This is a genomic window from Flavobacterium sp., assembly GCF_044341265.1.
Classification (GTDB): domain Bacteria; phylum Bacteroidota; class Bacteroidia; order Flavobacteriales; family Flavobacteriaceae; genus Flavobacterium.
On the sequence record NZ_JBIISA010000017.1, the window covers coordinates 23,358 to 46,230 of the forward strand.

Sequence of the window (22,873 nt, forward strand, 5' to 3'; positions counted from 1 at the left end):
ATGATTATAGAACAAATTTATACAGGTTGCTTAGCACAAGGTGCTTATTATATTGAAAGTAATGGTGAAGTTGCTATTATTGATCCACTTCGTGAGGTGCAACCTTATGCTGATAAAGCTACTGCCAATGGAGGCAAAATAAAATACATTTTTGAAACCCATTTCCATGCTGATTTTGTTAGCGGACACGTTACGTTAGCTGAAAAAACAGGTGCTCCAATTGTTTTTGGACCCAATGCCAATCCAACTTTTGAAGCTCATATTGCTAAAGATGGTGAAGTTTTTCAATTGGGAGAAATAACAATTACATGTCTTCACACACCAGGACATACTATGGAAAGCTCGTGTTATTTATTGAAAGATAAAAACGGAAAAGATTATGCGCTTTTTAGTGGCGACACCTTATTTTTAGGAGATGTTGGTCGTCCTGATTTGGCTCAAAAAGCTGCTGACATGACGCAAGAACAATTGGCTGGAATTCTTTTTGATAGTTTGAGAACTAAGGTGATGACTTTAGCAGATGACGTAATTGTCTACCCAGCGCATGGTGCAGGAAGTGCTTGCGGAAAAAATTTAAGTAAAGAAACTGTAGGAAGTATTGGTGACCAAAAGGCGACTAATTATGCGCTTCGTGCCGATATGACACGTGAGGAATTTATAGCAGAAGTTACCGATGGTTTATTGCCACCTCCAGCTTATTTTCCTATGAATGTGAAGTTGAATAAGGAAGGCTATGGTAACGTAGAAGATATTGTAAGAGAAGCAAAAGCTTTTGACGCAAAAACATTTGAATTAGTAGCTAACGAAACAGAAGCTTTAATTTTAGATGTTCGTAACCAAGATGATTTTGAAAAAGGACATATTCCGAAATCAATATTTATTGGTATTGATGGACAATTTGCTCCTTGGGTTGGTGCTTTGATTTTAGACATCAAACAAGAAATTCTTTTGGTAACACCAGAAGGTAGAGAAGAAGAAACTATCAAAAGATTAGCAAGGGTAGGATATGACAATACTTTAGGTTATTTAAAGGGTGGATTTGAAGAATGGAAAAAAGCTGGATTAGAATATGACACAATTACTTCTGTTACGGCACAAGTTCTCGAAGAGAAAATGAAAGAAAAGGTACCAGTTTTTGACGTAAGAAAGCCAGGTGAATATGCTTCTGAACACATTTTAGATGTTCCTTCGACACCTTTAGATTTTTTAAACGAACATTTAGCAGAGTTTCCTAAAGAAGAAGATTTTTACTTGCATTGCGCTGGAGGTTATCGTTCTATGATTGCTGCATCGATATTAAAAGCACGTGGTTATCATAATGTAATCAACGTATTAGGTGGTTTTGCTGCCATAAGAAATACCGGAATAAAAACAACAAATTACGTTTGTCCATCTACATTGAAATAAATAAAAAATGAAACAATTACTTTTTACCAATTGGCATTTTATGCGATTCCTTAGAGTAGCATTGGCTTTATTTTTATTTTATAATGCTTATCAAACGCACGAATGGTTTTTTATAGTTTTTGGAATCTTCTTTTTGTTTCAAGCCATTTTTAATATGGGTTGCGGACCAAATGGATGTAATGTAAATTACGATAAAAATAAATAATTATGAACGATTCATTTAAAGATATTATCAATTCTGACAAACCTGTTTTAATAGACTTTTTTGCCACTTGGTGTGGACCATGTCAAATGCTTGGACCAGTTTTGAAACAAGTAAAAGACAGTTTAGGCGACAGAGTTTCTATTATTAAAGTAGATGTGGATAAAAACCAAGAATTAGCCGCTATGCAGCAAGTTCGTGGTGTTCCAACAATGATGTTGTATCAAAGAGGACAACAACTTTGGCGTCAATCAGGAGTTTTATCTAAAGAAGAAATTATTCAAATCATTTTAGAAAAAACAAATTAATAAATAAAAAAATGGAAACAATTTTTGAAGTTGAGAATATAAAATGTGGAGGTTGTATGAACAGTATTAAAACAGCTTTATTAAAAATTGATAACGTAGAAGAAGTTACCATTGATAAAGAAATTGATACCATAGTTATAAAAGGAGCCGTGAATAGAGAAACAATTATTGCTAAACTAAATGAGTTAGGTTATCCAGAAAAAGGAGACAATACATTACTTCGTCAAGCCAAATCCTATGTAAATTGTGCTATTGGAAGAATGAGTGAGACTAAATAATATGAGTAAAAAAGCAATTATTATAACAGCAGTTGGAGTTGTAATTGGAGCAATTGCAGGATATGCCTACTATCATTATGTAGGTTGCGCTAGCGGAACTTGTGCCATAACCTCTAAACCATTGAATAGCACATTATATGGTTCCTTAATGGGAGGATTGTTATTCAGTTTATTTGTAAAGGAGAACAAGAATAAATAAAAGTTAATTTATTTTTGTTTAATGAATAAAATAGTATATTTGGAACACTATTTGATATAAATAAGTAAAGAAACATTAATTTTAAAAATATAAAAAATGAAAAAAGTAGCATCAATGTTAGCTGTAGTAGCGTTTTTATTTTCAATGAATGTAAACGCTCAACAAGAGCCAAAGCAAAAAAAGAAAAAAGCTAAAACTGAAAAAACAGCTTCAACAACAGAAGAAAAAAAATCTTGTAGTGAAGGTGAGAAAAAAAGTGGATGTTGTGCTTCAAAAAAAGCAGCATAATTAGCTAAGATATTTTTAAAAAAGCGTTCAAGAAATTGGACGCTTTTTTTATGTAACATTTGTCACATTTTTATTTATTTTTATTGATTAAATTTGCTATATGAAATATTTTGCAATTTTATTATGCTTCTATTTTAATGCCTTAACCATTCTTCCATCGGTTAAAGCTATAAAAATGCAATTTGCTCAAAAAGAACAAGTTTCATGCAATAAATCCAATTCTGATTGCGAACCAACTAAAGGTTGTGAGAAAGAAAAATGTCTCTTAAGTTATAGCTTAAATAGTCCAACATTTTTAGTATTTGCTTCAACATATTCTTTTGTAAACAACATAAGTTTTATTCCAAAAAAGGAAAATATTTTATACCACAAAAACTTTATTTCTAATTATAATGTAACTATTTGGCAGCCGCCAGAATCGTTTTTAGTGTCTTAAAGAAATGTAATTTTATTAATTACAACAAATCAATTTAAAATTTAAAACATAAAAAAATGAAAAAATTAGTTTCAATATTAGTAACAATAGCTTTCTTATTTTCAATGAATGTAAATGCTCAACAAGAGCCTAAACAAAAAAAGAAAAAAGCTAAAACCGAAAAATCATGTTCTTCAGAAGAAAAAAAATCTTGTGGTGAAGGTGAGAAAAAAGGAGGCTGTTGTTCTTCTAAAAAAGCAGAAGAGAAAAAAGCGTAATTTTTTAATGTAATAGTGATGATTAGTGTCAGTTTTTAATTGGCACTAATCTTCTATTATACAATTTTAAAAATCTTAAAATGAAAACATTATATAAAATTGTATTGCTTTTAATCTCAAGTTTTGCCATTTCGCAAACTACTTTTGATTATCAGGTGCAATTAAATCCGATAACCATTCCGAATTTTCCTGGAATTCATTCGTATGCATTTGCACAACACAATGGTAAATGGCTCATTATTGGAGGTAGAGTAGACGGAATTTATGCGCGCCAACCTTTCAATGCTTTTCCAGCTGCAAGTAATAATACCAATATTTTTGTGGTTGATATTGCTACCAATCAGTTTTGGTCGGCTTCTGTAAATTCTTTGGCAACTGCTTTAAAAGAACAATTGCAAGCAACTAACTTCAATTTTTACCAAGATGACACAACTCTTTATTTAGTTGGTGGTTACGCGTTTTCGGCTACAGCCAATGATCATATCACGTTCAATAAAATGACATCAGTTGATGTGCCCAACTTGATAAATGCAGTAATTGCAGGAACTTCAATTGCTAGTAATTTCAAGCAAATGACTGATGAAAATCTAGCGGTCAATGGTGGACATTTAGCCAAAATTAATAATACGTTTTATTTAGTTGGTGGGCATCGTTTTGACGGACGCTACAATCCAATGAACAATCCCACTTTTACGCAAACCTACACCAACAGCATCAAGAAATTTCAAATTGACAATTCAGGTTTGCAATTGAGTATTTCAAATTACCAAGTCGTTACGGATGCGGTTCATTTACACCGACGTGATTATAATTTGTTGCCTCAAGTTTTTCCTAATGGAGAATTGGGTTACACGATTTCATCAGGGGTTTTTCAAATTAATGTCGATTTGCCTTTTCTTTATCCTGTAGATATCAAAGAAACAGGTTACTTTCCGCAAACCACATTCAATCAGTATTTGAGTAATTACCACAGCGCTGTTTCTGCTTTGTATGATGCGACCGAAAATAGAATGCACAATTTGTTTTTTGGTGGGATAAGTCAGTATTATTATAACGGAACCACTTTGATTCAGGATAATGCGGTTCCTTTTGTTAATACAATTAGTCGCACAACACGCTTTGCAGATGGTTCTTTGCAAGAATATCAATTACCAGAAACAATGCCGAGTTTAAAAGGTGCTAGTGCTGAATTTATTCCAAATGAAAGTTTACCCCATTTTTCAAATGAAGTAATAAAATTGGATGAAATTACAGCAAATGAATTTGTAATTGGTCATATTGTAGGTGGTTTGAGCAGTCCGACGCAAAATCCGTTTAGCGTGAATCAAACTAGTACAACATCGGCAAGTGCAACCATTTATGAAGTAAAATTGATTCGAAATCAACCATTAGGAGTTCAAGAAATCAACGGAAAAAATCCATTTTCTATGTCGGTTTCTCCAAATCCAACTCAGAATAACGTTGTAAAAATCAACTTTAATATGGCTTATGAAACAACAATTGATTATTTCGTAACTTCATTAGACGGAAAAATAATTACTGACGGTGAAGTTTCAGATGCCAAACAAGGAGAAAATTCAATGAATTTTGAAATCGATGGCGTTGCAAATCAAACTGTTATCATAACTTTTATCTTTAATGATAAATTCTATGTTTCTCAAAAGGTAATAGTTAACTAAATAAATCATACTATTTATTCAAAAAGCGTTCAAGAAATTGGACGCTTTTTTTGTAACATTAGTTACTCTGTAACATTTGTAACTGTAAAGCCATTTTTACCGTTCTACTTTTGCTTTATAATTCAGATATAAAATTATGAAGAAAATAAGTTACATCATTTTTACAGGAACAATTTTGAGTTCGTTTTTTGGTTTTAGTCAAGATACTTTGGCTATTTCTAAAGGTGAATTATCTCAGAAACTATCCGAGAAGAATTTACAAATAAAAATTGCCGAAAAAACCTATCAATCGGCAAAGGCAGATTACAATCAATCCAACGCACTCTTTTTGCCCAACATCAATGTGTCGCATACCGGAATTTCTACTACCAATCCATTGATGGCTTTTGGTTCTAAATTGAATCAAGAGATTTTGACTATGGCAGATTTTAATCCAGCGCTGTTAAATGATCCAGCTAAAACGCAAAACTTTGCTACCAAATTTGAAATCCAACAACCTTTAATCAACGTTGATGGTTTGTTTGAAAGAAAAGCTGCAAAATCTAAAATGGAAGCATTTCAATTGCAAACTGAACGTACTAAAGAATATTTAGAATTAGAAGTTTCTAAAGCGTATATGCAATTGCAATTGGCTTACAGAGCTGTGAAAGTTTTAGAAAAAGCCAATACAACTGGGAAAGCCAATTTGAAGTTAGTTGATAATTATTTCAAACAAGGAATGTTGCAAAAAACCGATTTATTGAACGTTCAAGTTCGAGTTAATGAAATCGCAAACCAACTGCAATATGCCAAAAGTAATGTGCAAAATGCGTCCGATTATTTAGCTTTTTTATTGAATGAAGATAGTAATGGGAAAATCTACAAACCATCGGAAGAATTAGATAATGCAATTGTAATTGAAGAAATAAACACTTCATTATCAGATAATAGAAAAGATATTCAAGCGATGAGTAAATCGTCTGAAGCTTATGCTAAAATGTTAAAATCGTCTAAAATGGCTTTCTTGCCAAGATTAAATGCTTTTGGAAGTTATGAATTGTACGACCAAAACTTTTTAGGAACTGCTGCCAAAGGATATCTAGTTGGAGCGCAATTATCATGGAATGTTTTTGATGGATATAAATCGATTGGGAAATTTCAAAAGGCAAAAGCCGAATCGCAAAAAGCCGATGTTGAAAAAGACCAATACAAAAAACAAAGTCAATTGGAATTAAACAAAACCAATCGCCAATTAAAAGATGCTGAAAATAAAGTAAATCTGTCAAAATTAGCATTGGAACAATCCCAAGAAGCTTATAGAATTCGTCAAAATAGATTCACACAAGGATTAGAAAAAACAACCGATTTATTGCAATCAGAAACTCAAATGATTCAAAAAGAATTAGAGCATTTGCAATCGGTTTTCGAGTATAATTTCACTAAGCAGTATTTGCAATTTTTAACTAGATAAAAAGAGTATTAAGATTTTAGTATTAAGTATTAAGACATATCAAATCATGAGAAAAACAATAACCATTCTAACACTTTCAACGTTCTTATTCTTGTCATGCGGAAAGGAAACGAAAGAAACTACTAACAACCAACCAGCAATTGCAGTTCAAGTAAGCGGAATTTCAGCAGATAATAACGGCGAATTTGTAACCGCAAGTGGAAAAATTGAAGCCGAAAACAGTGCGAATGTATCAACTAGAATGATGGGTTATGTGACTAAAGTTCACGTAAAAGTGGGACAAAAAGTAGGAGCAGGACAACTTTTAGTTAGTGTAAACAACACCGACTTACAAGCCAAAAAAGCTCAAGTAGACGCTTCAATTCTACAAGCTACTGCCGGATACAATAATGCCAAAAAAGATTACGAACGATTTACAGCTTTATTCAATCAGCAAAGTGCTTCTCAAAAAGAATTAGACGATATGACTTCGCGTTACGAAATGGCTAAAGCAGGTTTAGAAGGCGCTAGACAAATGCGAAACGAAGTAATGGCGCAGTTTTCATATTCCAATATTACGGCTCCATTCTCTGGCGAAGTTACTAATACTTTTGTAAAAGAAGGTGATATGGCGAATCCAGGAATGCCTTTAGTTAGTGTTGAAGGAGTTTCAAGAATGCAAGTAACTGCAATGGTTTCTGAAAGTGATATTGCTCAAATTACTAACGGAATGGCAGTAAAAGTTTTAGTGAAATCAATCAACAAAGAAGTGGCAGGAAAAGTTTCCGAAGTAAGTGGTTCGGCTAAAAATACTGGCGGACAATATTTAGTAAAAGTTACTTTAGACGCTACCGACAAAGCCATTTTATCAGGAATGTTTGTGAATGTTCAATTTCCAATAGCTAACAAGCCAAAAGCGGAAACAACTGTAAAATCAGATAAAGTAATGGTGCCAGAAAGTGCTTTGGTAAAACAAGGTCAACTTACAGGTATCTACACAGTAGCCAACGGAAAAACAGCCATTTTAAGATGGATAAGAACCGGAAAATCATTCGGAAACCAAGTAGAAGTTTTATCAGGATTATCGGCTAACGAACAATACATCGTTTCCGCAGAAGGTAAATTGTATAACGGAGCTTTGGTTAGTGTTCAGTAATCAGTAATCAGTGTTCAGTGTTCAGTGTTCAGTCGCAGTATTCAGTCGCAGTAATCAGTCACAGTATTTAGTGTCACACTGAGCGCAGTCGAAGTGCTTTTTAAATATAAGTTTTTAGTTTTTAAGCATTGCCTTTTAAACTCATAAACTTCTAAACTCATAAACTAAAAAAAAATGCAAGAAGGTATATCAGGTAAAATAGCCCATTTTTTTATCAACTCTAAATTGACCATTCTATTGATGGTTGGTTTGATGATAATCGGCGTATATAGTTCGTTCTTAATTCCGCGTGAAGAAGAACCACAAATTAATGTTCCCATGGCCGATGTTATGATTGGTTATCCAGGAGCAAGTCCGGCAGAAGTGGAAAGCCGTGTTATAAAACCATTGGAAAAAGTATTGTCCAACATCAAAGGTGTTGAGCATTTACATAGTATGGCTATGAATGGTCAAGCCATGATTATTGTGCAATTTTACGTAGGTGAAGATTCAGAACGTTCGTATGTAAAATTATACGACGAGTTAATGAAAAACGAAAACATGTTTCCAAAAGGAGTTTTCAAACCTATGGTAAAAACGCGTTCTATTGACGATGTTCCCATGATGGGATTGACCCTTTGGAGCGAAACTTTAAACGATTTTGAAATTCGTCAAATTGCCGAAGAAGTAACTTCTGAAATAGAAAAAGTAAAAGACGTTGCCATTACCAAAGAAATTGGAGGAAGAACTCGTGAGCTAAAAGTAGTTTTAGACAAAGATAAAATGGCTGAAAATGGCGTGGATGCTTTGTCGGTTATGCAAATGATTCAAGCCAATAATGGAAGTTCTCAATCGGGAAGTTTTGTTTCAAATGATAAAGAATACTTGCTTACAACAGGACAATTTCTATCGAATTCAGAAGATGTTGAGAATTTAGTTGTTGGTGTAAATGCAAACATGCCAGTGTATTTAAAACAAGTCGCTGCTGTTCAAGATGGTCCTTCAACACCAAGAAGTTACGTTTCGTTTGGTTACGGAAAAGCTAATGAGAAATATATTAAAAACAAATCAGAATATCCAGCCGTTACTATTTCTATCGGGAAAGTAAAAGGAGCTGACGCGATGAAAATTGCGGACAAAATCCTTGAGAAAGTAGATGGTTTGAAGAAAACTTTAATTACCGACGATGTTCATGTGGAAGTTTCTCGTAATTATGGAGAAACGGCTTCTCACAAAGTAGGAGAATTATTAATGCACTTAGGAATTGCGATTATTGCAGTTACGCTTTTAGTTATGTTAGCTATGGGTTGGCGTGGTGGATTAGTGGTATTCTTTTCTGTGCCATTAACGTTTGCATTGACCTTGTTTGCTTACTACATGTTGGGTTATACGCTGAACAGAATCACACTTTTCGCCTTAGTTTTCGTGGTCGGAATTGTAGTAGATGACAGTATTATCATTGCCGAAAACATGCACCGACATTTCAAGATGAAGCGATTACCATTCAAACAAGCCGCTATTTTTGCGATTAATGAAGTTGGAAATCCTACCATTTTAGCAACATTTACCGTTATTGCAGCAATTCTTCCAATGGCGTTTGTGTCAGGAATGATGGGACCTTATATGAGTCCGATGCCAATTGGAGCTTCTATTGCGATGTTACTTTCATTGTTTGTGGCTTTAACGGTTACGCCTTATTTGGGTTACCATTTATTACACGAAAAAGACGAACAAGAACACAAAGCCGAACAAGGATTAGAAACGTCTTGGATATATAGAGTATATAACAAAATTGAGCGTCCGTTTCTAGAAAATTCTACTAAACGTAGAGTGATGTTGGGAATTACGGTTGTACTATTAGTAGGTTCTGTTTTGATGTTTTTCACCAAATCGGTTTTGGTAAAAATGTTGCCTTTTGATAACAAAAACGAATTCCAAGTGGTAGTTGATATGCCCGAAGGAACTACGTTAGAAAGAACGGCAGCTGTGACACAAGAAATTGCTCAATATCTTACAACCATTCCAGAAGTGGTGGATTATCAAAATTACATCGGAACTTCTGCACCAATTACGTTCAACGGTTTGGTTCGTCATTACGACTTGCGTGGAGGAAGCAATATGGCCGATATCCAAGTGAATCTGTTACACAAAGAAGACAGAGATTTACAAAGTCATGATATTGCCAAATTGGTTCGTCCAGAAGTGCAAAAGATTGCTAAAAAATATGGTGCAAATGTCAAAATTATCGAAGTACCACCAGGACCACCAGTTTTATCAACATTGGTTGCCGAGATTTACGGTCCAAATTATAAAGACCAAATTGCCGTTGCCAATCAAGTAAAAGGTATTTTAGAAAAAACCTCTGATATTGTAGATGTCGATTGGATGACTGAAGATAATCAAACCGAATATCGATTGGAAGTGGACAAAGAAAAAGCAATGCTTAACGGAATTGCACCACAACAAGTAGTTGGAAATCTGACTTATTTGTTGAAAGAATATCCAGTTTCTAATTTGTATGATGAAAATTCTAATAACAGTGTTGGAATCGTATTGTCTCTTGATGATAAAGACAAAACATCGTTACAAGACATTCAGAATTTAAAAATTAAAGGAAGTCAGGGTAATGTAGTTCCAGTTTCCGATTTGGTTAAAGTGGTTGCTGATACTTTGCAAAAAACAATTTACAGAAAAGACCAAAAACGAGTAGTGTATGTAACAGCTGATATGGCAGGAACATTAGAAAGTCCGGTATATGCTATTTTGGGAATGAACGAAGAATTGCAAAAAATGAAATTGCCAAAAGGCTACAAAGTCAACGAATTGTATATGGATCAACCATCAGACGAAAGTGATTTCACGGTAAAATGGGATGGAGAATGGCAAATAACCTTAGAAGTGTTCCGCGATTTAGGAGTAGCTTTTGCAGTTGTAATAGTGATTATTTATATGTTGATTGTAGGTTGGTTCCAAAATTTCAAAACGCCTATGGTTATGATGATGGCGATTCCACTTTCGTTAGTCGGAATTGTATTTGGACACTGGTTATTGGGCGCATTTTTCACAGCCACTTCGTTCATCGGTATGATTGCTTTGGCAGGAGTAATGGTCCGAAACTCGGTCTTGCTTATCGACTTTATCGAAATCCGACTGAACGACGGAATTCCATTAAAACAAGCCATTATCGAGGCAGGAGCAGTGCGAACCACACCAATCTTACTAACAACAGGAGCCGTTGTAATTGGAGCCGTAATCATCCTATTCGATCCAATTTTCCAAGGATTAGCTATTTCATTAGTTTTTGGAGCCATTGTTTCAACAATTCTTACTTTGATTGTAGTGCCATTAATCTACTACATCACTGAAAGAAAAAAATGGGAGAATAATTAGTGGTCAGTGTTCAGTGTTCAGTATTCAGTCAATTGTCACACTGAGCTTGTCGAAATGCATTTTAAATATGAGTTTTAGTTTTTAAGCTATGCCTTTAAACTCTTAAACTTTTAAACTCTTAAACTTTTAAACATGAAACTATTATTAATAACAGCAGTAGCCGAATTTGAAAACGAAGTAAAACAAATTCTAAAAAAAGCACAAGTCAAAACGTTCTCTTATAGAGAAGTTACAGGCTACAGAAACACTTCAGAAGACGCCATTGAAAGCAATTGGTTTGGCACAGAAATGAACGAAAATGAATCCATAATGTTTTACGCCTTTGTAGAAAAGGAAAATGTTGATATAGTTTGTAGCGCAATTACAGAATTCAATGCAAAACAAGAAACATTATCACATATCCATTCCGCAATTCTAAACATAGAAAAATCTAATTAATTTGATATTTAATATCTAAAATCTAATATTAAAATGAAAACAAGAATTATTCACGCTGTTGCAGGAACTTTTATCCTTATAAGCATACTTTTATCTTTATATGTAAATCAAAATTGGTTGTGGTTTACTGCCTTTGTCGGTGCTAATCTTTTACAATCATCCATTACAAAATGGTGTTTGATGGCCGATATTTTGACTAAATTAGGAGTGAAAGATTAAATCAATTAATTGCTTTAAATAAAAAATGGTTCTCTAAGTGGGAACCATTTTTATTATTTATTCATCACTTCTTTTATTTGCTTTAAGTAGTATTTCTTTACCACAGCGGTATCACCACTTAAATCAGAAATACTTCTTTTTCTTTCGTTGAACATAAAGATGAAAAAACTTGTAAATAACAAAGCGTTGATGCAAATCATTTGGATATAAAACATACTTGAATTCATACTTTGCAAGTATTCCGATTGCTTCATCCAACTCAAATCATTGTATACCTTTGCATCGGCTTTACTTACTGCAAATAGGGTATTAATTATCGCAATAAGTCCAAGTAGTAAATTGGGCAAGTACCTTCTAAAGGCGTCACTATAGGTTATAGCATCACCATTCATTTTCAATATATGCAATCCTAAAGCAAGTTTGCCTGGTGTAGCAGCAAATCGGGCAGGGAAGTAGATGTGGTAGAAAATGGTAATGACGTTACTAACCAAAATTCCTGCATAGACATTATTTAGATCCATACTATTAAAAACAAAAAATCCGACAGATATTGGAGCAAGGATGATTCCATCAAGGAGTAAAGCAGCAAATCTATAGCCAAAGTTACCATAAATACTTTCGTAACTTCCTTCTAAATGAATAGGTAATTGCTTGTCTTCCATGAGATTGTTGGTGTAAATAATATAGTTTTAATAGCACTATTTTATACTTCAAACCTATTTATTTTTTTTGAATAATACAACTTTAGTTTTTTGTATCTTTATACATAAAAAAATAGCAATGAGTAGTTTTATTTCTGTTATGAATCTTAGGGCAAATAGAGCTATGCCTTTGAATCGAGTGCTAAACACTACGAATAAATTTACACTATTGCTATTCGAACCTATGGAAGAAAAACTGCATCCAGAATGCATTAAAATTAGCATCACAGAAGAAGAGCATAGCGAAGAATTTACTATTGATCTCAATTACAATGCAACTTTAAAAGCTTATGATTTCCATCAAGTCAATAGAACATTCTATCCTAAATTTCAATCCATAAAAGTTGAGGTTGTAGTAAATGAGGAAGATATAGACAAAGACCTTAAATACAGTTTTACACTAATTATAAAAGAAGATAGTGACGACGACGGTGATGGCTATTTCATCAAAATTCCTAAATCTTCACCAGGGAAAACAGTAAGTTCTAAACACCTTGAAAAAGTAGAATAAAAAAGCCCCAAAAATGATATTTGGGACTTTCAACAAAAAACTAACCTCAAAATTTATTTTAGTTTAGCACGGATTGCAAATCCGCTCTATCGGGTTTTACGGATGAAAAATATAGTTAAAACTAAAAATGTAGTAAATCTTTTTGCCAAAGTGCAAAGAGATCCATTGTAATTGCTATACTGCAATGGATAAAAACTCCTAACCAAATGTTTTTACTTTTTAAAGCAAAAGTTCCGAGTACGATTCCAGCAATTATTGCGGCTATAGCTTCGGGCATTGGTTTTGCAAAATGAATCATACAATAGGGTATTGTCATTATAAAAACAGAGTAATATCCAAATCGGTTTTTTAATCCATGAAGTAAAAATCCACGGAAGAAAAATTCTAAAGTAAAAAATTGAAAGAAATATTCTATTTCCCAAATCAAGAATTTATAATTTAAAAGTTCATTTTGATTTAATTGGTAAAAAGGATATTTAGTTTGAAAACTAGTGTTGAAAGATATTGTAAACACAACCGGAATCATGACTACCAACATAATCAAGAATAACTTGTAGTCTTTGAATCCATTTTTAAAGTTTAAACCGTAATTTTTTAAAGGTTCTTTAAAAATGATTTTGATAATAAAAATTGGAATCAAAAGATAGCTAATAGTTAAAACTAAATTCCAATGAGTCAATCTATACAATTGTGCAAATTGACCTTCGTAGAAAAATTTATTTACTGCAGTAGCACTTTTAGAATTTATAAGATGAACCAAATTGACAGTGAATTCAAACGAGCTACAATAATTTATTAATAAAAGCGAAATCGCAACCGTGATACAAACAATGACTACTTTAAAATCAAATTTTTTTGCATTTTCAGAAGCACGAAAATTTTCGGAAGCACTTTCGGTTTCATTAAACGTTGTTATAAAAATTTCTTTTATCATGGAGATTTAATTTTAGTATAAGAATTTAAAAAAAAGCGATAAAAGAATTTCTATCGCTTTTCCAAACTAACAATCAAACATTTTTTTATTGAAATACAATATCAATATAAGGAATTCCAAAGTTTACTGCTGGTCCACCTGTACCATAAAAGTTAGAACTTGTAATTGTAAATCCACCAGAAGAAGCCGGAAATCCGGTACTTGAGCTTGTAAATCTCAAAATTCTACCGATGGTATTGCCAATGTTACCACCATAACCTCCAGTAGGAAGAGTTCTTCTAATAGTATACGATTGAGTGGCAATTAAATTAACAGGAGTGATGCTGACATAACTTGTTGCAGATGATCCAAATAAATGATTTCCAGTGTAAATTACAGTATTTGTTGCGGTGTCCACAATTTCGATAGTATAAGGAAGATTACTTGCAAATAGTGTAGCATTACCTTGATATCCAATACTACAAATGGTTTTGTTTGCATTTACATTAAAAGTGTATTCATGGGTTAATAAATCCATTGTAGACATATCTTGAAATGTTGGATTTGCAGTTGCGGTCGCTGCGAAAACTTGTTGAAATAAAGTATTAGTTGTAGAACATGTTGGAGTTGTAGCAACTGGATCTGGAACTGAACTACCACAACTTGGGCCAACAATAAAAGTTGCAACAACAAGTAATGTAATTGGTAAGCCAATTTTTATAAAGATTTTTTTCATGTTTTAATTATTTAAGGATTAATTTATTTTGTTTTAATTTTTTGTAAAAGAATAATGAGATGATTAAAAGTAAAAAAGCGATGAATTGTGAATGAGATAAATATCCATCAATGATGTAGCCTCTTTTATCACCTCGAAAAAGTTCTAGAAAGGCTCTGCATAGCGCATAGGTAGATAAGTATAAAATAAAAACTTGTCCGTTGAACGATTTATATTTTTTTATTATCAAAAGAAAAATTATTAAATAGAGTAAGATAATAGCTTCATAAAGCTGTGTAGGATGAACAGAAATGTTATTAGAAGTTGGAAAAATTACTCCCAAAAAACTATGGGTTGGCAAACCATAACAACAACCTGCGCAAAAACATCCAATTCTACCCAAACAATGCGCTATTAATGTGGTTATTGCTAAAATATCTAACATTGGTAAAATAGCAATTTTCTTTTTATTTAAGTACCAAATAACTGTTGGAATACAAGTTACAAACGATCCATAAAAGACAAATCCACCCGAAAAATTATCCAATAATAAACTTGGATTATTCCAATAAAAAAGAGGCTTTTCCAAATAGTAAAATAATTTTCCACCAATAAATCCAGCTATAAAAATCATGTAGAAAAACGAATTAGATAATTCAATTCCTAAATCTTTTTTTGCACTCCATTTGGTGTATAAAGTGGCAACCAACGAACCTAATGCTATGCAAAAAGCATACGTGTATACAATAACTTGCTCTACATGAATAAAGTTAGCTAACAAATCGGGAAGATTAAAATGAAATAAGTCTCGGTGCATATTGATTTATTTTTTACAAAGATTAGAAGTATTGATTTTTACAGTTAATCAACGGAAATAACATCCGTTAAACGTCGGGAAAATGATGGAATTATTTACTTTTATAAATTAAATTCAATTTGTGACATCATAATTTCTATTTTTCACCTACTCTATACAGTTTTCAGGATTCCTGTTTTTTTAATAAAATGCTTTTTTTTGTTTTATCTTAATAATGTTACATGTCCAACATAATCATAAGATATACCAACGCTTAAACCATTACTTCCATAGCCAGCACTAATGCCTAAAAAACTATTTTTTGTTAATTTAATTAGATTAGCTTTTGCATTCACCTGCCACATTCCCACAACACTTTTATCTTTAGCTTCATATACTGTTTCTAGAAATAAATCTTGTTCATAAGCATCTACTCTTACATAGTTGGGTGATGGATTAATCCCTATTCCAGCCATAGCATTGAATTCAAATTGATGTTTTTTTCCTAATCTTATGCTTGGTCCAGTCATTACTGAAATTTGTGACCATGATATAGAACCCGGTGGATCTGGAATAGGAATGTATCTTGGTGGTGTTTTTCGTTTTCTAGTAATACTTGCAACTCCATCGTCATCAAGAGAACCTGTAGAAAAGCCAATTCTTGAAGTAATTCCCCAAGTATCACCCCAACGATGTCCTACACCAAAATTTACTCCGTTGCCTGCAAATAATAGTTGACTTGGATTTTGATTTTCTTTTAAAGAAGAAAAGGTATAACCTGCATCCAAACTAAATTGATGGTAGGGTTCCCATTTTTTTTGAGCAAAACTCATCGCTGTTACGAATAACAATGCGATGATTGTGATTTTTGTTTTCATTATAAATAGTTTTTTGTTTTCCCTACTCTAAAAAGCTTTTCGGGTTCCGCTATACTGCTTGTGAAAGCACATTACAAAACTGCAAACTATCTTAAAATCAATCGATGAGTATTTAACTAAAAAGGATTAGGTTATTTAACGGAAAATAATACCGTCGTTTAACGGATAGAGAAACCGTTAATTAACTAATGATAAAAAAGTAGGAAGTTGGTTACTTTGTATTAAATTTGAAATTAATTTTAGATATAATTTATTTTAACAAACATTAAAACAAAAATAATGGATGTAAATAGTAATAGCTTTACTTCAATCTGCTTCTTTACATTAGGTTTTTTATCTCTAATGTTAATTCTTAGTGTTTTTCTAAATTATTATTTAAAATCATCATTATATAAATATTATTCAATTTACATTTCAACTATTTTAATTTTTGTTGTAGGTGTTTTTTTGGTTAAAACAAAAAGTTTTGAGAAAGAAAATAAATATATCTTGTTAATATTATTAGATTTAATTCAATCGATAGCAAATTTGTTTTTTTGTTTATTTATTTATTTTTCATTGGTAAATAAAAATGAAGTACATAAAAAATTAAAAATATTTGTCAATTTATTTTATCTCTTAGTAGGAATTCAAATAGCAATTGCAATTATTTTTCCTGATTTTTTTAGAAAAAATTTCACACTATTTTTAATAGTTAGAATTTTAATTATATTAATTTCAATACCATTTTTTGTTTCAACAATTAAAAATTTTAAAAATCATTATTACAAATTTTTAATGATTGCTATATTGGCTTTATATATCTCTGGCCTATTTGCCTTAGTTGAAACTTTAAATGCATCTGGGAATAAATTTAAAGATGGATTTATTTACTTATGTTTTGGTTTTTTTGTTGAGAACACCTCTTTTTTAGGTTTAATTGTATATAATTACTTTAATGAAATCAAACTTAAAATTAAAATAGATAGAGAACATCAAAACGAAATGCATAAAAATCAAATTGAAATTCAAACGGAAACCATGCAGCACATTGGTAGAGAAATTCATGATAATGTAGGACAAAAATTAACTTTGGCTAGTTTATACACACAGCAGTTGGCTTATGAAAATAAAGCACCTCACATCAACGAGAATATCGAAAATATTAGTGCTATCATTAACCAATCGCTTTCTGAGTTGCGTGCTCTTTCTAAAAACCTTACCGATAATACTATAGACACTAATTCGATTACGGTTTTATTAGAAGAAGAGTTTCAAAAGGTAGCCGATTTGAAAGTGTGCAAAGTTAATTTTAGTTCTGATGCTACTCATTTGGTTTTACCTTATAAAACGAAAAGTGTCTTGCTTCGAATTGTGCAAGAATTTCTCCAAAATAGTATTAAGTACTCGAAATGTAAAAATATTGTAGGTCTTTTGTCAAAAAACGAGGAGACGATTACACTATCTATTGCTGATGACGGAATAGGTTTTGATGTTACCAAAAAATCGGATGGAATCGGGTTGAGTAATATTAAAAAACGTACCGAAATCATTGGTGGAACTTCAACTTTAAGGAGTAATGCTCAAGGAACACATTTGTTAATTTCAATTCCAATACTATCATGAAACATTCTATTGTTATCGTTGATGATCATGTGCTTATAGCCAAAGCTTTACGAGGTATTATGGCCAATTTTGTAGATTTTGAAGTCTTATACGAATGTGAAAACGGAAAAGAACTTCAAGACAAATTTGCTTCTCCAAACAATATTCCAAGTATTGTTTTGCTTGACATTAGTATGCCCATCATGAATGGCTTTGAAACTGCATTGTGGCTAAAAGATAACCATCCCAATGTTTTGGTAATGGCTTTGAGTATGCAAGACGATGATGATAGTGTGATTAAGATGATAAAAAATGGTGCTAAAGGTTATTTGCTAAAAAATACACATCCAGCAGATTTAGAAAAAGCTTTAAAGTCATTAGTCGCTAATGGTTATTATTATCCAGAATGGGCGGCAAGTAAGGTTTTTGCTAGTATTGGAACACCATTAAAAGTAGAAGATTCTGTAATTACATTAACCGATAGAGAAAAGGAATTTCTAAAGTATTCGGTAACCGAAATGAGTTACAAAGAAATTGCCGAAAAAATGTTTTGTAGTCCAAGAACGGTGGAGAGTTATCGCGATAATCTTTTCGAAAAATTAGAGCTTAAGAGTAGAGTAGGACTAGCTGTTTATGCCATCAAAAATGGTTTTGATACTTTGTAAATCATTTTTTACTTCATAAAAAAAAAGGATAACACTTTCGAGTTATCCTTTTTTTAATTTATCTAAACTTATTATTTACATTCGTCTAGCGCTTGTGCAAATGATAAGATACTTTCTAAGTTGTTTTTAAACTCTTTTTTGTCGACTCTCGCTAATAGTTCCGGACAACCTGCAGCTAATTCTTCAAAACGTTTTTTCGGACCTAACATCCAAGAGGCTGAGGCATTCGATTTTCCTTCCGATTCGTTGGCTGCTTTTACTATAATTTCGCCATTAAAATATTGGTAAACCGACATCTTTTTACCAGCATACATTTCTTTAACGAATTTTTTGCTAGCTCCAGAAAGCGTTACACCACCATTATCAGTAGAAACTTTGAAGGTAACAGTTGCAAATTCTTCACCATTACTTAGGATTAGTTTATTAACTTCATTTGCTTTAAAACTTCTTTCAGAGAATTTTCCTTGGAAATCTTTTACAGTTACCATCACGGCATCACTTAAGTTTAATCCTCTGCTTTTTGGCATATAACCAGTAATGGTATCTTTTTTAATTGTCAAGATATACGCAAGAGTATAGTTTGGATCAGTTTCAATACTGTAAGGTGCTGATTGCGAATAAGAAGGATTTGAATTGTACGTTTGTTGAGGTGCATTTTCTTCAAATATGAAATTCTTAGTATCAACAGGGAAGTGTCTTGTTTTTAATTGATTAACATTAAATAACGCAAGGTTGTTGTCATTTTCTTTAATCATTGTTTTTCCATCTCCTGGATCGTAATCGTTGGTTACTAAGATATTAGCCCATTCGTTCGATTTAGCTGGTTGGTCTAAATAGTTGTAGATTTTAGCTAAATTGTAGTAAGCACTATAACGTATTTTTCTATCAGCTTTAGAATCAGTTGTATATTTGTTAGACAATGATTTGAAATAGTTGATTGGTGCTTCCAATTCTTTTTCAAAACCATCTATTGGTTCAGCAAAGTTCATTTTGTCAAAAACCGCTTTGGCTTGTAAGTAAGCATTGTATTCAGCCGCTTGCTCAGGGTGTTTTTTATTTGCTAAAACCCAAAATTGGTCTTTACCTTCTTTTACTGGGTAACCAAATTCGTTGTTTAGTTCGTTATTCAAACGGTTCACTACTTCATTCAAATAGTTGTTTATTATAGTACTTTGAAGCGAATACTGACCATTTTGTGCTTGGTTGTAATTCTCAGTTTCAGTTCCTTTTATGGTATTAGAACCGTTGAAGCTGATGATTTTGTTGATTTTACCATCACCACTTACCACTTTTGCATTTCCTTGTTGGCTATAAGAAACCACAGGAGTGTAATAGTATCTAGTAGATTGAACTCCGTTTCTATCTTTGTTAGTAACCGTTCTAGTAGTTACTTCTTTTTTGGTAACCACTGGGTTCTGAAGCATTACTTCAACACTCATATAACCATTTTTTTCTCTTTTTTCTAAACCAGAGATGGTTACTTGGTTTTCAATAAAGTACTTCGATTTGTTGTACAACAAAGAGCGGTCGAAAGAAATTAAAAACGAATAGTTTCTATTCTTCTTATCCAATATAGGTTTCGTAGGAAGTTGTACATACGAGTAGTTGATTTCAAACGGATCTAAATCGGTAGATTGTGCAAAAAAACTACAAGTCGTAAACAGGAATAATGCTAAAAAAACTTTTTTCATAAGTAAGGTTTAATTTTTACAAATATATAAAAAGTTCGTTAGTTACAACCAACCAATGTTTTTATTAAAAAACTAATTTTTAGAGGGTTTATGTACTAATTTTGCAAAGCATTGCCTAACTTATTTACCTAAATGAACCCTACATTTTCTAACAGCAAACAAATTGGAATCGTTACCTCTTTTTCGGAACTGATACAAACCGATTTTGAAGGAACTCGCAATGCGCTGTGCTGGTACCGAAATTTGGAAGGCGATTTTAAAGAGCTAGTAAGTAAACTCCAATTAAAAGAAAACATCACCGAAGTAACTCCCAAAGACCTATTGGCACTACAACTTTCGTCACAAGGAAATTGCGCTAGGGAAATTATCTTAAAGGATTTACAAGAACTAACCGACTTCGGAGCAGCTCCAGTGCTCAACTTACTCCAATGCTACGAACGCGATACCGACTTCGATTTCATTACTACCGATGTGTATTCCTTTCATGTAGACCGTTCGCCTATAGCCACAGATACTTTTTTATGTACCTATCACGGAGCAGCAAGCGACCTCATTGCCAACGATGAAGCCCAACAAAAAATACTCGTTCCCGAAATTAGAGCCCAGTTAAAAGACCTCCACGATGGACCAGAAGCTGAATTTGAAGACTTTTTAAAAGAAAATTATTTCGATTTGCATTACCAAGCGCAACCCAACGCCACTCCAATTAACTTAGGAGTAAGGCATCTTTGGCGTTTGGCAGTAGACCATCCAACACAACAAGTGCCACCATGCATTCACAGAGCACCAATTGAAATTGATGGAGAATTTCGGCTGTTGTTGATTTGTTAAAAACTTACTTGTCTCAAGATGGTTTTACCAAATGGAATAAGCTTGATGTTTTCTATTTGTTGCGTTTTTTTATTTTTTGCTTTGATTGTAATTTGACCCTTATTGAAGGAAGCTTGGTTTTCTTCAATAAATTCAAAACGATGGTTGTCTTTTGGTTTATAGGTTAAATCATCAAAATTGGTGAAATAAGATTTACCCTTTTGTTCAAAAGCTTCGATAGGTTTAGCATAAAATAACGCACCATAGCTGAAATAGTTTTCGTTGTTCAAGTCTTTTTTTATTTCAATTTCGGCTTTGAATTCTAAAGTTAGCGCCTCTTGTTTTTTAAATTTTCTATTGAAGACAATAAAGTCGTTTTCAATGGTATATTTTTCATTCGTTACAATCTGTTTCACCCATGAAGGTTTTCTAATTTTTAAAACAAAGGAAGCTTGCTTTGGATTTGAAATTTTGAAAACGAATTTGTTCTCATAAGGATATTCCGTTACCGTCTCGATGGTGATGGGTTTATTTTGAATCTTAATGGTTACACTATTAGGCATTAGAAGCACATTTACTAAGGTATTTTTATTTTCTTTCAACCAAGCTTTTTCAATAAAGTAAGGCGTAATTCTACCAGCATTTGGATTGCAACAAACGGCAACATCTTGATGCGCAGGAGAATATTTATATCTGGTTTGATTTCGATTAGCTTCAACTTCACCATTCTTAGTTCCTTCCATCTCGAAAGAATTATCTGTTTTTAAATAAGCAATACAAGAATGATCTGGGTTTCGTGAACCTTGAGCTGCATTGTAGAAAATAGTTTCAATTGCTTCGGCAGTTTTTGAATTTCCTTGCTTTTGAAACAAAACTGTATAGCTGTCTAATAATTCGTGTAAAGAACAATATTCATAACCAGTATGAGTCGCATCTGCAGTTCGTTCAGCAATCCATTCGTCTCCAATGGCACCACCAGTTAGGGTTGTAGTATTTTCAATTCGTTGAATGTAAATTTGAAGTGCTTTTTGTAGTTCTTTATTATCAGAAGCATAAGCCGCAACTAGTAGCGGTCGTAAATGCTCATAAGTATGCACACCATGCGATTGTAATTTGTAATTGGGATTTAAAATATTGCTCAATTGCACATCTTTTTCTGATTGATAGGTTTTGCTAAAATCTTGATACAGAAACAGCGCATAATCGGTGTATTTTGTGTCACCAGTAATTTGATACATTTTATCCAAAACATCAGTGAATGTTAATCCATGAGAAACACCACCATTGAAGGCTGTTCCAGAAGAAAACGGACTGGATTGACCAATAGGATAATTCGTCATTACATTATCAACCGCTTTCACAATAGCGTTCCACAACTTCTTGTCTTTTGAGTATTCGTAATAAGCAAGTAAACCTCTATACATTGTGGCTTTAGACCATAATTCGCCATTTTCTGAGTTGAATTGGTAGCGCAAATCTTTATCATAAATACCAATATAACCGTCTTTATCTTGAGTTTTTAAAACGTCTTGAACGTACTTTTTTACTTTTTTAAGTCCAATTTTATCATTCAATAAAATTACGTTTCTAATGTAACCATCCCACCAATTGGATTGGGTTTCGCTGTTCCACCATTTGTATTGTTCACTGCCTTCAGCATCGCCTTCTTTATTGTTTCCCAAATCTTTGACTTCGCTGTTCTTGTGCAATCTTCCTGAGCCATAAATGGGATCGTTGATTAAGTTAGGTACTAATTTATCTAAATTGCCCACAAAACCATCAACATCTTTTTGCATTTGTATTTTTATCCAACCCGAAGGTTTAATGCTTCCAAATGGTAATATCTGATATTTTTCTTCGACTTTATTTGAATCTTGATTTTGTGAATTCATAGTGTAAGAAGCTAGAATTACTAATGTTATATATAAATTTTTCATAGAATAA

Annotated in this window: 25 protein-coding genes; 18 read left to right on the plus strand and 7 right to left on the minus strand. The window is 32.6% G+C overall.

Annotated features, from left to right (window positions below; genetic code table 11):
• From ACIQ06_RS09570 to ACIQ06_RS09635, 14 genes are all read left to right on the plus strand, one after another.
• Nucleotides 1–1,407, plus strand: a complete 1,407-nt coding sequence (locus ACIQ06_RS09570; protein ID WP_396145789.1) for a rhodanese-like domain-containing protein — start codon at nucleotides 1–3, stop codon at nucleotides 1,405–1,407.
• A 7-nt stretch (nucleotides 1,408–1,414) separates the two neighbouring features.
• Entirely contained in the window at nucleotides 1,415–1,612 is a 198-nt protein-coding gene (locus ACIQ06_RS09575; protein ID WP_396145791.1) for a hypothetical protein, read from the plus strand.
• Nucleotides 1,613–1,614: 2 nt separating this feature from the next.
• Entirely contained in the window at nucleotides 1,615–1,917 is a 303-nt protein-coding gene (gene trxA, locus ACIQ06_RS09580) for a thioredoxin (RefSeq protein ID WP_344816703.1), read from the plus strand.
• A gap of 11 nt (nucleotides 1,918–1,928) precedes the next feature.
• Nucleotides 1,929–2,195: a heavy-metal-associated domain-containing protein gene (locus ACIQ06_RS09585; protein ID WP_396145793.1), complete on the plus strand. Its 267-nt coding sequence runs from the start codon at nucleotides 1,929–1,931 to the stop codon at nucleotides 2,193–2,195.
• Between the two features lies 1 nt (nucleotide 2,196).
• A complete protein-coding gene (locus ACIQ06_RS09590; protein WP_396145795.1) occupies nucleotides 2,197–2,394 on the plus strand; it encodes a DUF6132 family protein in 198 nt (65 codons plus the stop codon).
• A 96-nt stretch (nucleotides 2,395–2,490) separates the two neighbouring features.
• Nucleotides 2,491–2,682 carry a hypothetical protein gene (locus ACIQ06_RS09595; protein WP_396145797.1) on the plus strand — a complete coding sequence of 64 codons (192 nt, stop codon included), beginning with the start codon at nucleotides 2,491–2,493 and terminating at the stop codon, nucleotides 2,680–2,682.
• 100 nt (nucleotides 2,683–2,782) lie between these two features.
• A complete protein-coding gene (locus ACIQ06_RS09600) occupies nucleotides 2,783–3,118 on the plus strand; it encodes a hypothetical protein (RefSeq protein WP_396145799.1) in 336 nt (111 codons plus the stop codon).
• Nucleotides 3,119–3,174: 56 nt separating this feature from the next.
• Nucleotides 3,175–3,375, plus strand: coding sequence for a hypothetical protein (locus tag ACIQ06_RS09605; RefSeq protein ID WP_396145801.1), 201 nt, complete (start codon nucleotides 3,175–3,177; stop codon nucleotides 3,373–3,375).
• An 80-nt stretch (nucleotides 3,376–3,455) separates the two neighbouring features.
• Nucleotides 3,456–5,054 (plus strand): hypothetical protein, encoded by a 1,599-nt coding sequence (locus ACIQ06_RS09610; protein ID WP_396145803.1) that lies wholly within the window; start codon nucleotides 3,456–3,458, stop codon nucleotides 5,052–5,054.
• Between the two features lie 136 nt (nucleotides 5,055–5,190).
• On the plus strand, nucleotides 5,191–6,504 hold the full coding sequence (locus tag ACIQ06_RS09615; RefSeq protein ID WP_396145805.1) for a TolC family protein: 1,314 nt from the start codon (nucleotides 5,191–5,193) through the stop codon (nucleotides 6,502–6,504).
• Nucleotides 6,505–6,550: 46 nt separating this feature from the next.
• On the plus strand, nucleotides 6,551–7,639 hold the full coding sequence (locus tag ACIQ06_RS09620; protein WP_396145807.1) for an efflux RND transporter periplasmic adaptor subunit: 1,089 nt from the start codon (nucleotides 6,551–6,553) through the stop codon (nucleotides 7,637–7,639).
• A 174-nt stretch (nucleotides 7,640–7,813) separates the two neighbouring features.
• The gene (locus ACIQ06_RS09625) at nucleotides 7,814–11,008 is read left to right on the plus strand and encodes an efflux RND transporter permease subunit (RefSeq protein WP_396145809.1); all 3,195 of its coding nucleotides are present in this window, start codon (nucleotides 7,814–7,816) and stop codon (nucleotides 11,006–11,008) included.
• A gap of 132 nt (nucleotides 11,009–11,140) precedes the next feature.
• Nucleotides 11,141–11,446, plus strand: coding sequence for a hypothetical protein (locus ACIQ06_RS09630; protein WP_396145811.1), 306 nt, complete (start codon nucleotides 11,141–11,143; stop codon nucleotides 11,444–11,446).
• A gap of 27 nt (nucleotides 11,447–11,473) precedes the next feature.
• A complete protein-coding gene (locus ACIQ06_RS09635) occupies nucleotides 11,474–11,665 on the plus strand; it encodes a DUF2892 domain-containing protein (protein ID WP_344816746.1) in 192 nt (63 codons plus the stop codon).
• Between the two features lie 53 nt (nucleotides 11,666–11,718).
• On the opposite strand, the gene ACIQ06_RS09640 is transcribed toward ACIQ06_RS09635, so the two are convergent.
• On the minus strand, nucleotides 11,719–12,327 hold the full coding sequence (locus ACIQ06_RS09640; RefSeq protein WP_396145813.1) for an RDD family protein: 609 nt from the start codon (nucleotides 12,325–12,327) through the stop codon (nucleotides 11,719–11,721).
• Between the two features lie 118 nt (nucleotides 12,328–12,445).
• Here ACIQ06_RS09640 and ACIQ06_RS09645 point away from each other — a divergent pair, with 118 nt between their 5' ends.
• The gene (locus tag ACIQ06_RS09645) at nucleotides 12,446–12,877 is read left to right on the plus strand and encodes a hypothetical protein (protein ID WP_396145815.1); all 432 of its coding nucleotides are present in this window, start codon (nucleotides 12,446–12,448) and stop codon (nucleotides 12,875–12,877) included.
• Nucleotides 12,878–12,998: 121 nt separating this feature from the next.
• Here ACIQ06_RS09645 and ACIQ06_RS09650 read toward each other — a convergent pair whose 3' ends face one another.
• The 4 genes from ACIQ06_RS09650 to ACIQ06_RS09665 form a co-directional block, all read right to left on the minus strand.
• On the minus strand, nucleotides 12,999–13,811 hold the full coding sequence (locus tag ACIQ06_RS09650) for a type II CAAX prenyl endopeptidase Rce1 family protein (RefSeq protein ID WP_396145817.1): 813 nt from the start codon (nucleotides 13,809–13,811) through the stop codon (nucleotides 12,999–13,001).
• An 85-nt stretch (nucleotides 13,812–13,896) separates the two neighbouring features.
• Nucleotides 13,897–14,526: a hypothetical protein gene (locus tag ACIQ06_RS09655; protein ID WP_396145819.1), complete on the minus strand. Its 630-nt coding sequence runs from the start codon at nucleotides 14,524–14,526 to the stop codon at nucleotides 13,897–13,899.
• A 7-nt stretch (nucleotides 14,527–14,533) separates the two neighbouring features.
• Nucleotides 14,534–15,322: a prolipoprotein diacylglyceryl transferase gene (locus ACIQ06_RS09660; protein WP_396145821.1), complete on the minus strand. Its 789-nt coding sequence runs from the start codon at nucleotides 15,320–15,322 to the stop codon at nucleotides 14,534–14,536.
• A 203-nt stretch (nucleotides 15,323–15,525) separates the two neighbouring features.
• On the minus strand, nucleotides 15,526–16,179 hold the full coding sequence (locus tag ACIQ06_RS09665) for an outer membrane beta-barrel protein (protein ID WP_396145823.1): 654 nt from the start codon (nucleotides 16,177–16,179) through the stop codon (nucleotides 15,526–15,528).
• Between the two features lie 777 nt (nucleotides 16,180–16,956).
• Between ACIQ06_RS09665 and ACIQ06_RS09670 the strand changes: the two genes are divergently transcribed.
• Together ACIQ06_RS09670 and ACIQ06_RS09675 are read left to right on the plus strand one after the other, a co-directional pair.
• Nucleotides 16,957–17,784 (plus strand): sensor histidine kinase, encoded by an 828-nt coding sequence (locus ACIQ06_RS09670; protein ID WP_396145825.1) that lies wholly within the window; start codon nucleotides 16,957–16,959, stop codon nucleotides 17,782–17,784.
• Nucleotides 17,781–18,428: a response regulator gene (locus ACIQ06_RS09675; RefSeq protein ID WP_396145827.1), complete on the plus strand. Its 648-nt coding sequence runs from the start codon at nucleotides 17,781–17,783 to the stop codon at nucleotides 18,426–18,428. The genes ACIQ06_RS09670 and ACIQ06_RS09675 overlap by 4 nt, the downstream gene beginning before the upstream one ends.
• Before the next feature lie 71 nt (nucleotides 18,429–18,499).
• On the opposite strand, the gene ACIQ06_RS09680 is transcribed toward ACIQ06_RS09675, so the two are convergent.
• Complete coding sequence (locus tag ACIQ06_RS09680) at nucleotides 18,500–20,119, minus strand: hypothetical protein (protein WP_396145829.1); 1,620 nt, start codon at nucleotides 20,117–20,119, stop codon at nucleotides 18,500–18,502.
• 132 nt (nucleotides 20,120–20,251) lie between these two features.
• On the opposite strand from ACIQ06_RS09680, the gene ACIQ06_RS09685 reads away from it, so the two are divergent.
• Nucleotides 20,252–20,950 (plus strand): DUF1826 domain-containing protein, encoded by a 699-nt coding sequence (locus ACIQ06_RS09685; RefSeq protein ID WP_396145831.1) that lies wholly within the window; start codon nucleotides 20,252–20,254, stop codon nucleotides 20,948–20,950.
• On the opposite strand, the gene ACIQ06_RS09690 is transcribed toward ACIQ06_RS09685, so the two are convergent.
• Complete coding sequence (locus ACIQ06_RS09690) at nucleotides 20,947–22,866, minus strand: beta-L-arabinofuranosidase domain-containing protein (RefSeq protein ID WP_396145833.1); 1,920 nt, start codon at nucleotides 22,864–22,866, stop codon at nucleotides 20,947–20,949. The genes ACIQ06_RS09685 and ACIQ06_RS09690 overlap by 4 nt on opposite strands.
• Between the last annotated feature and the right edge of the window lie 7 nt (nucleotides 22,867–22,873).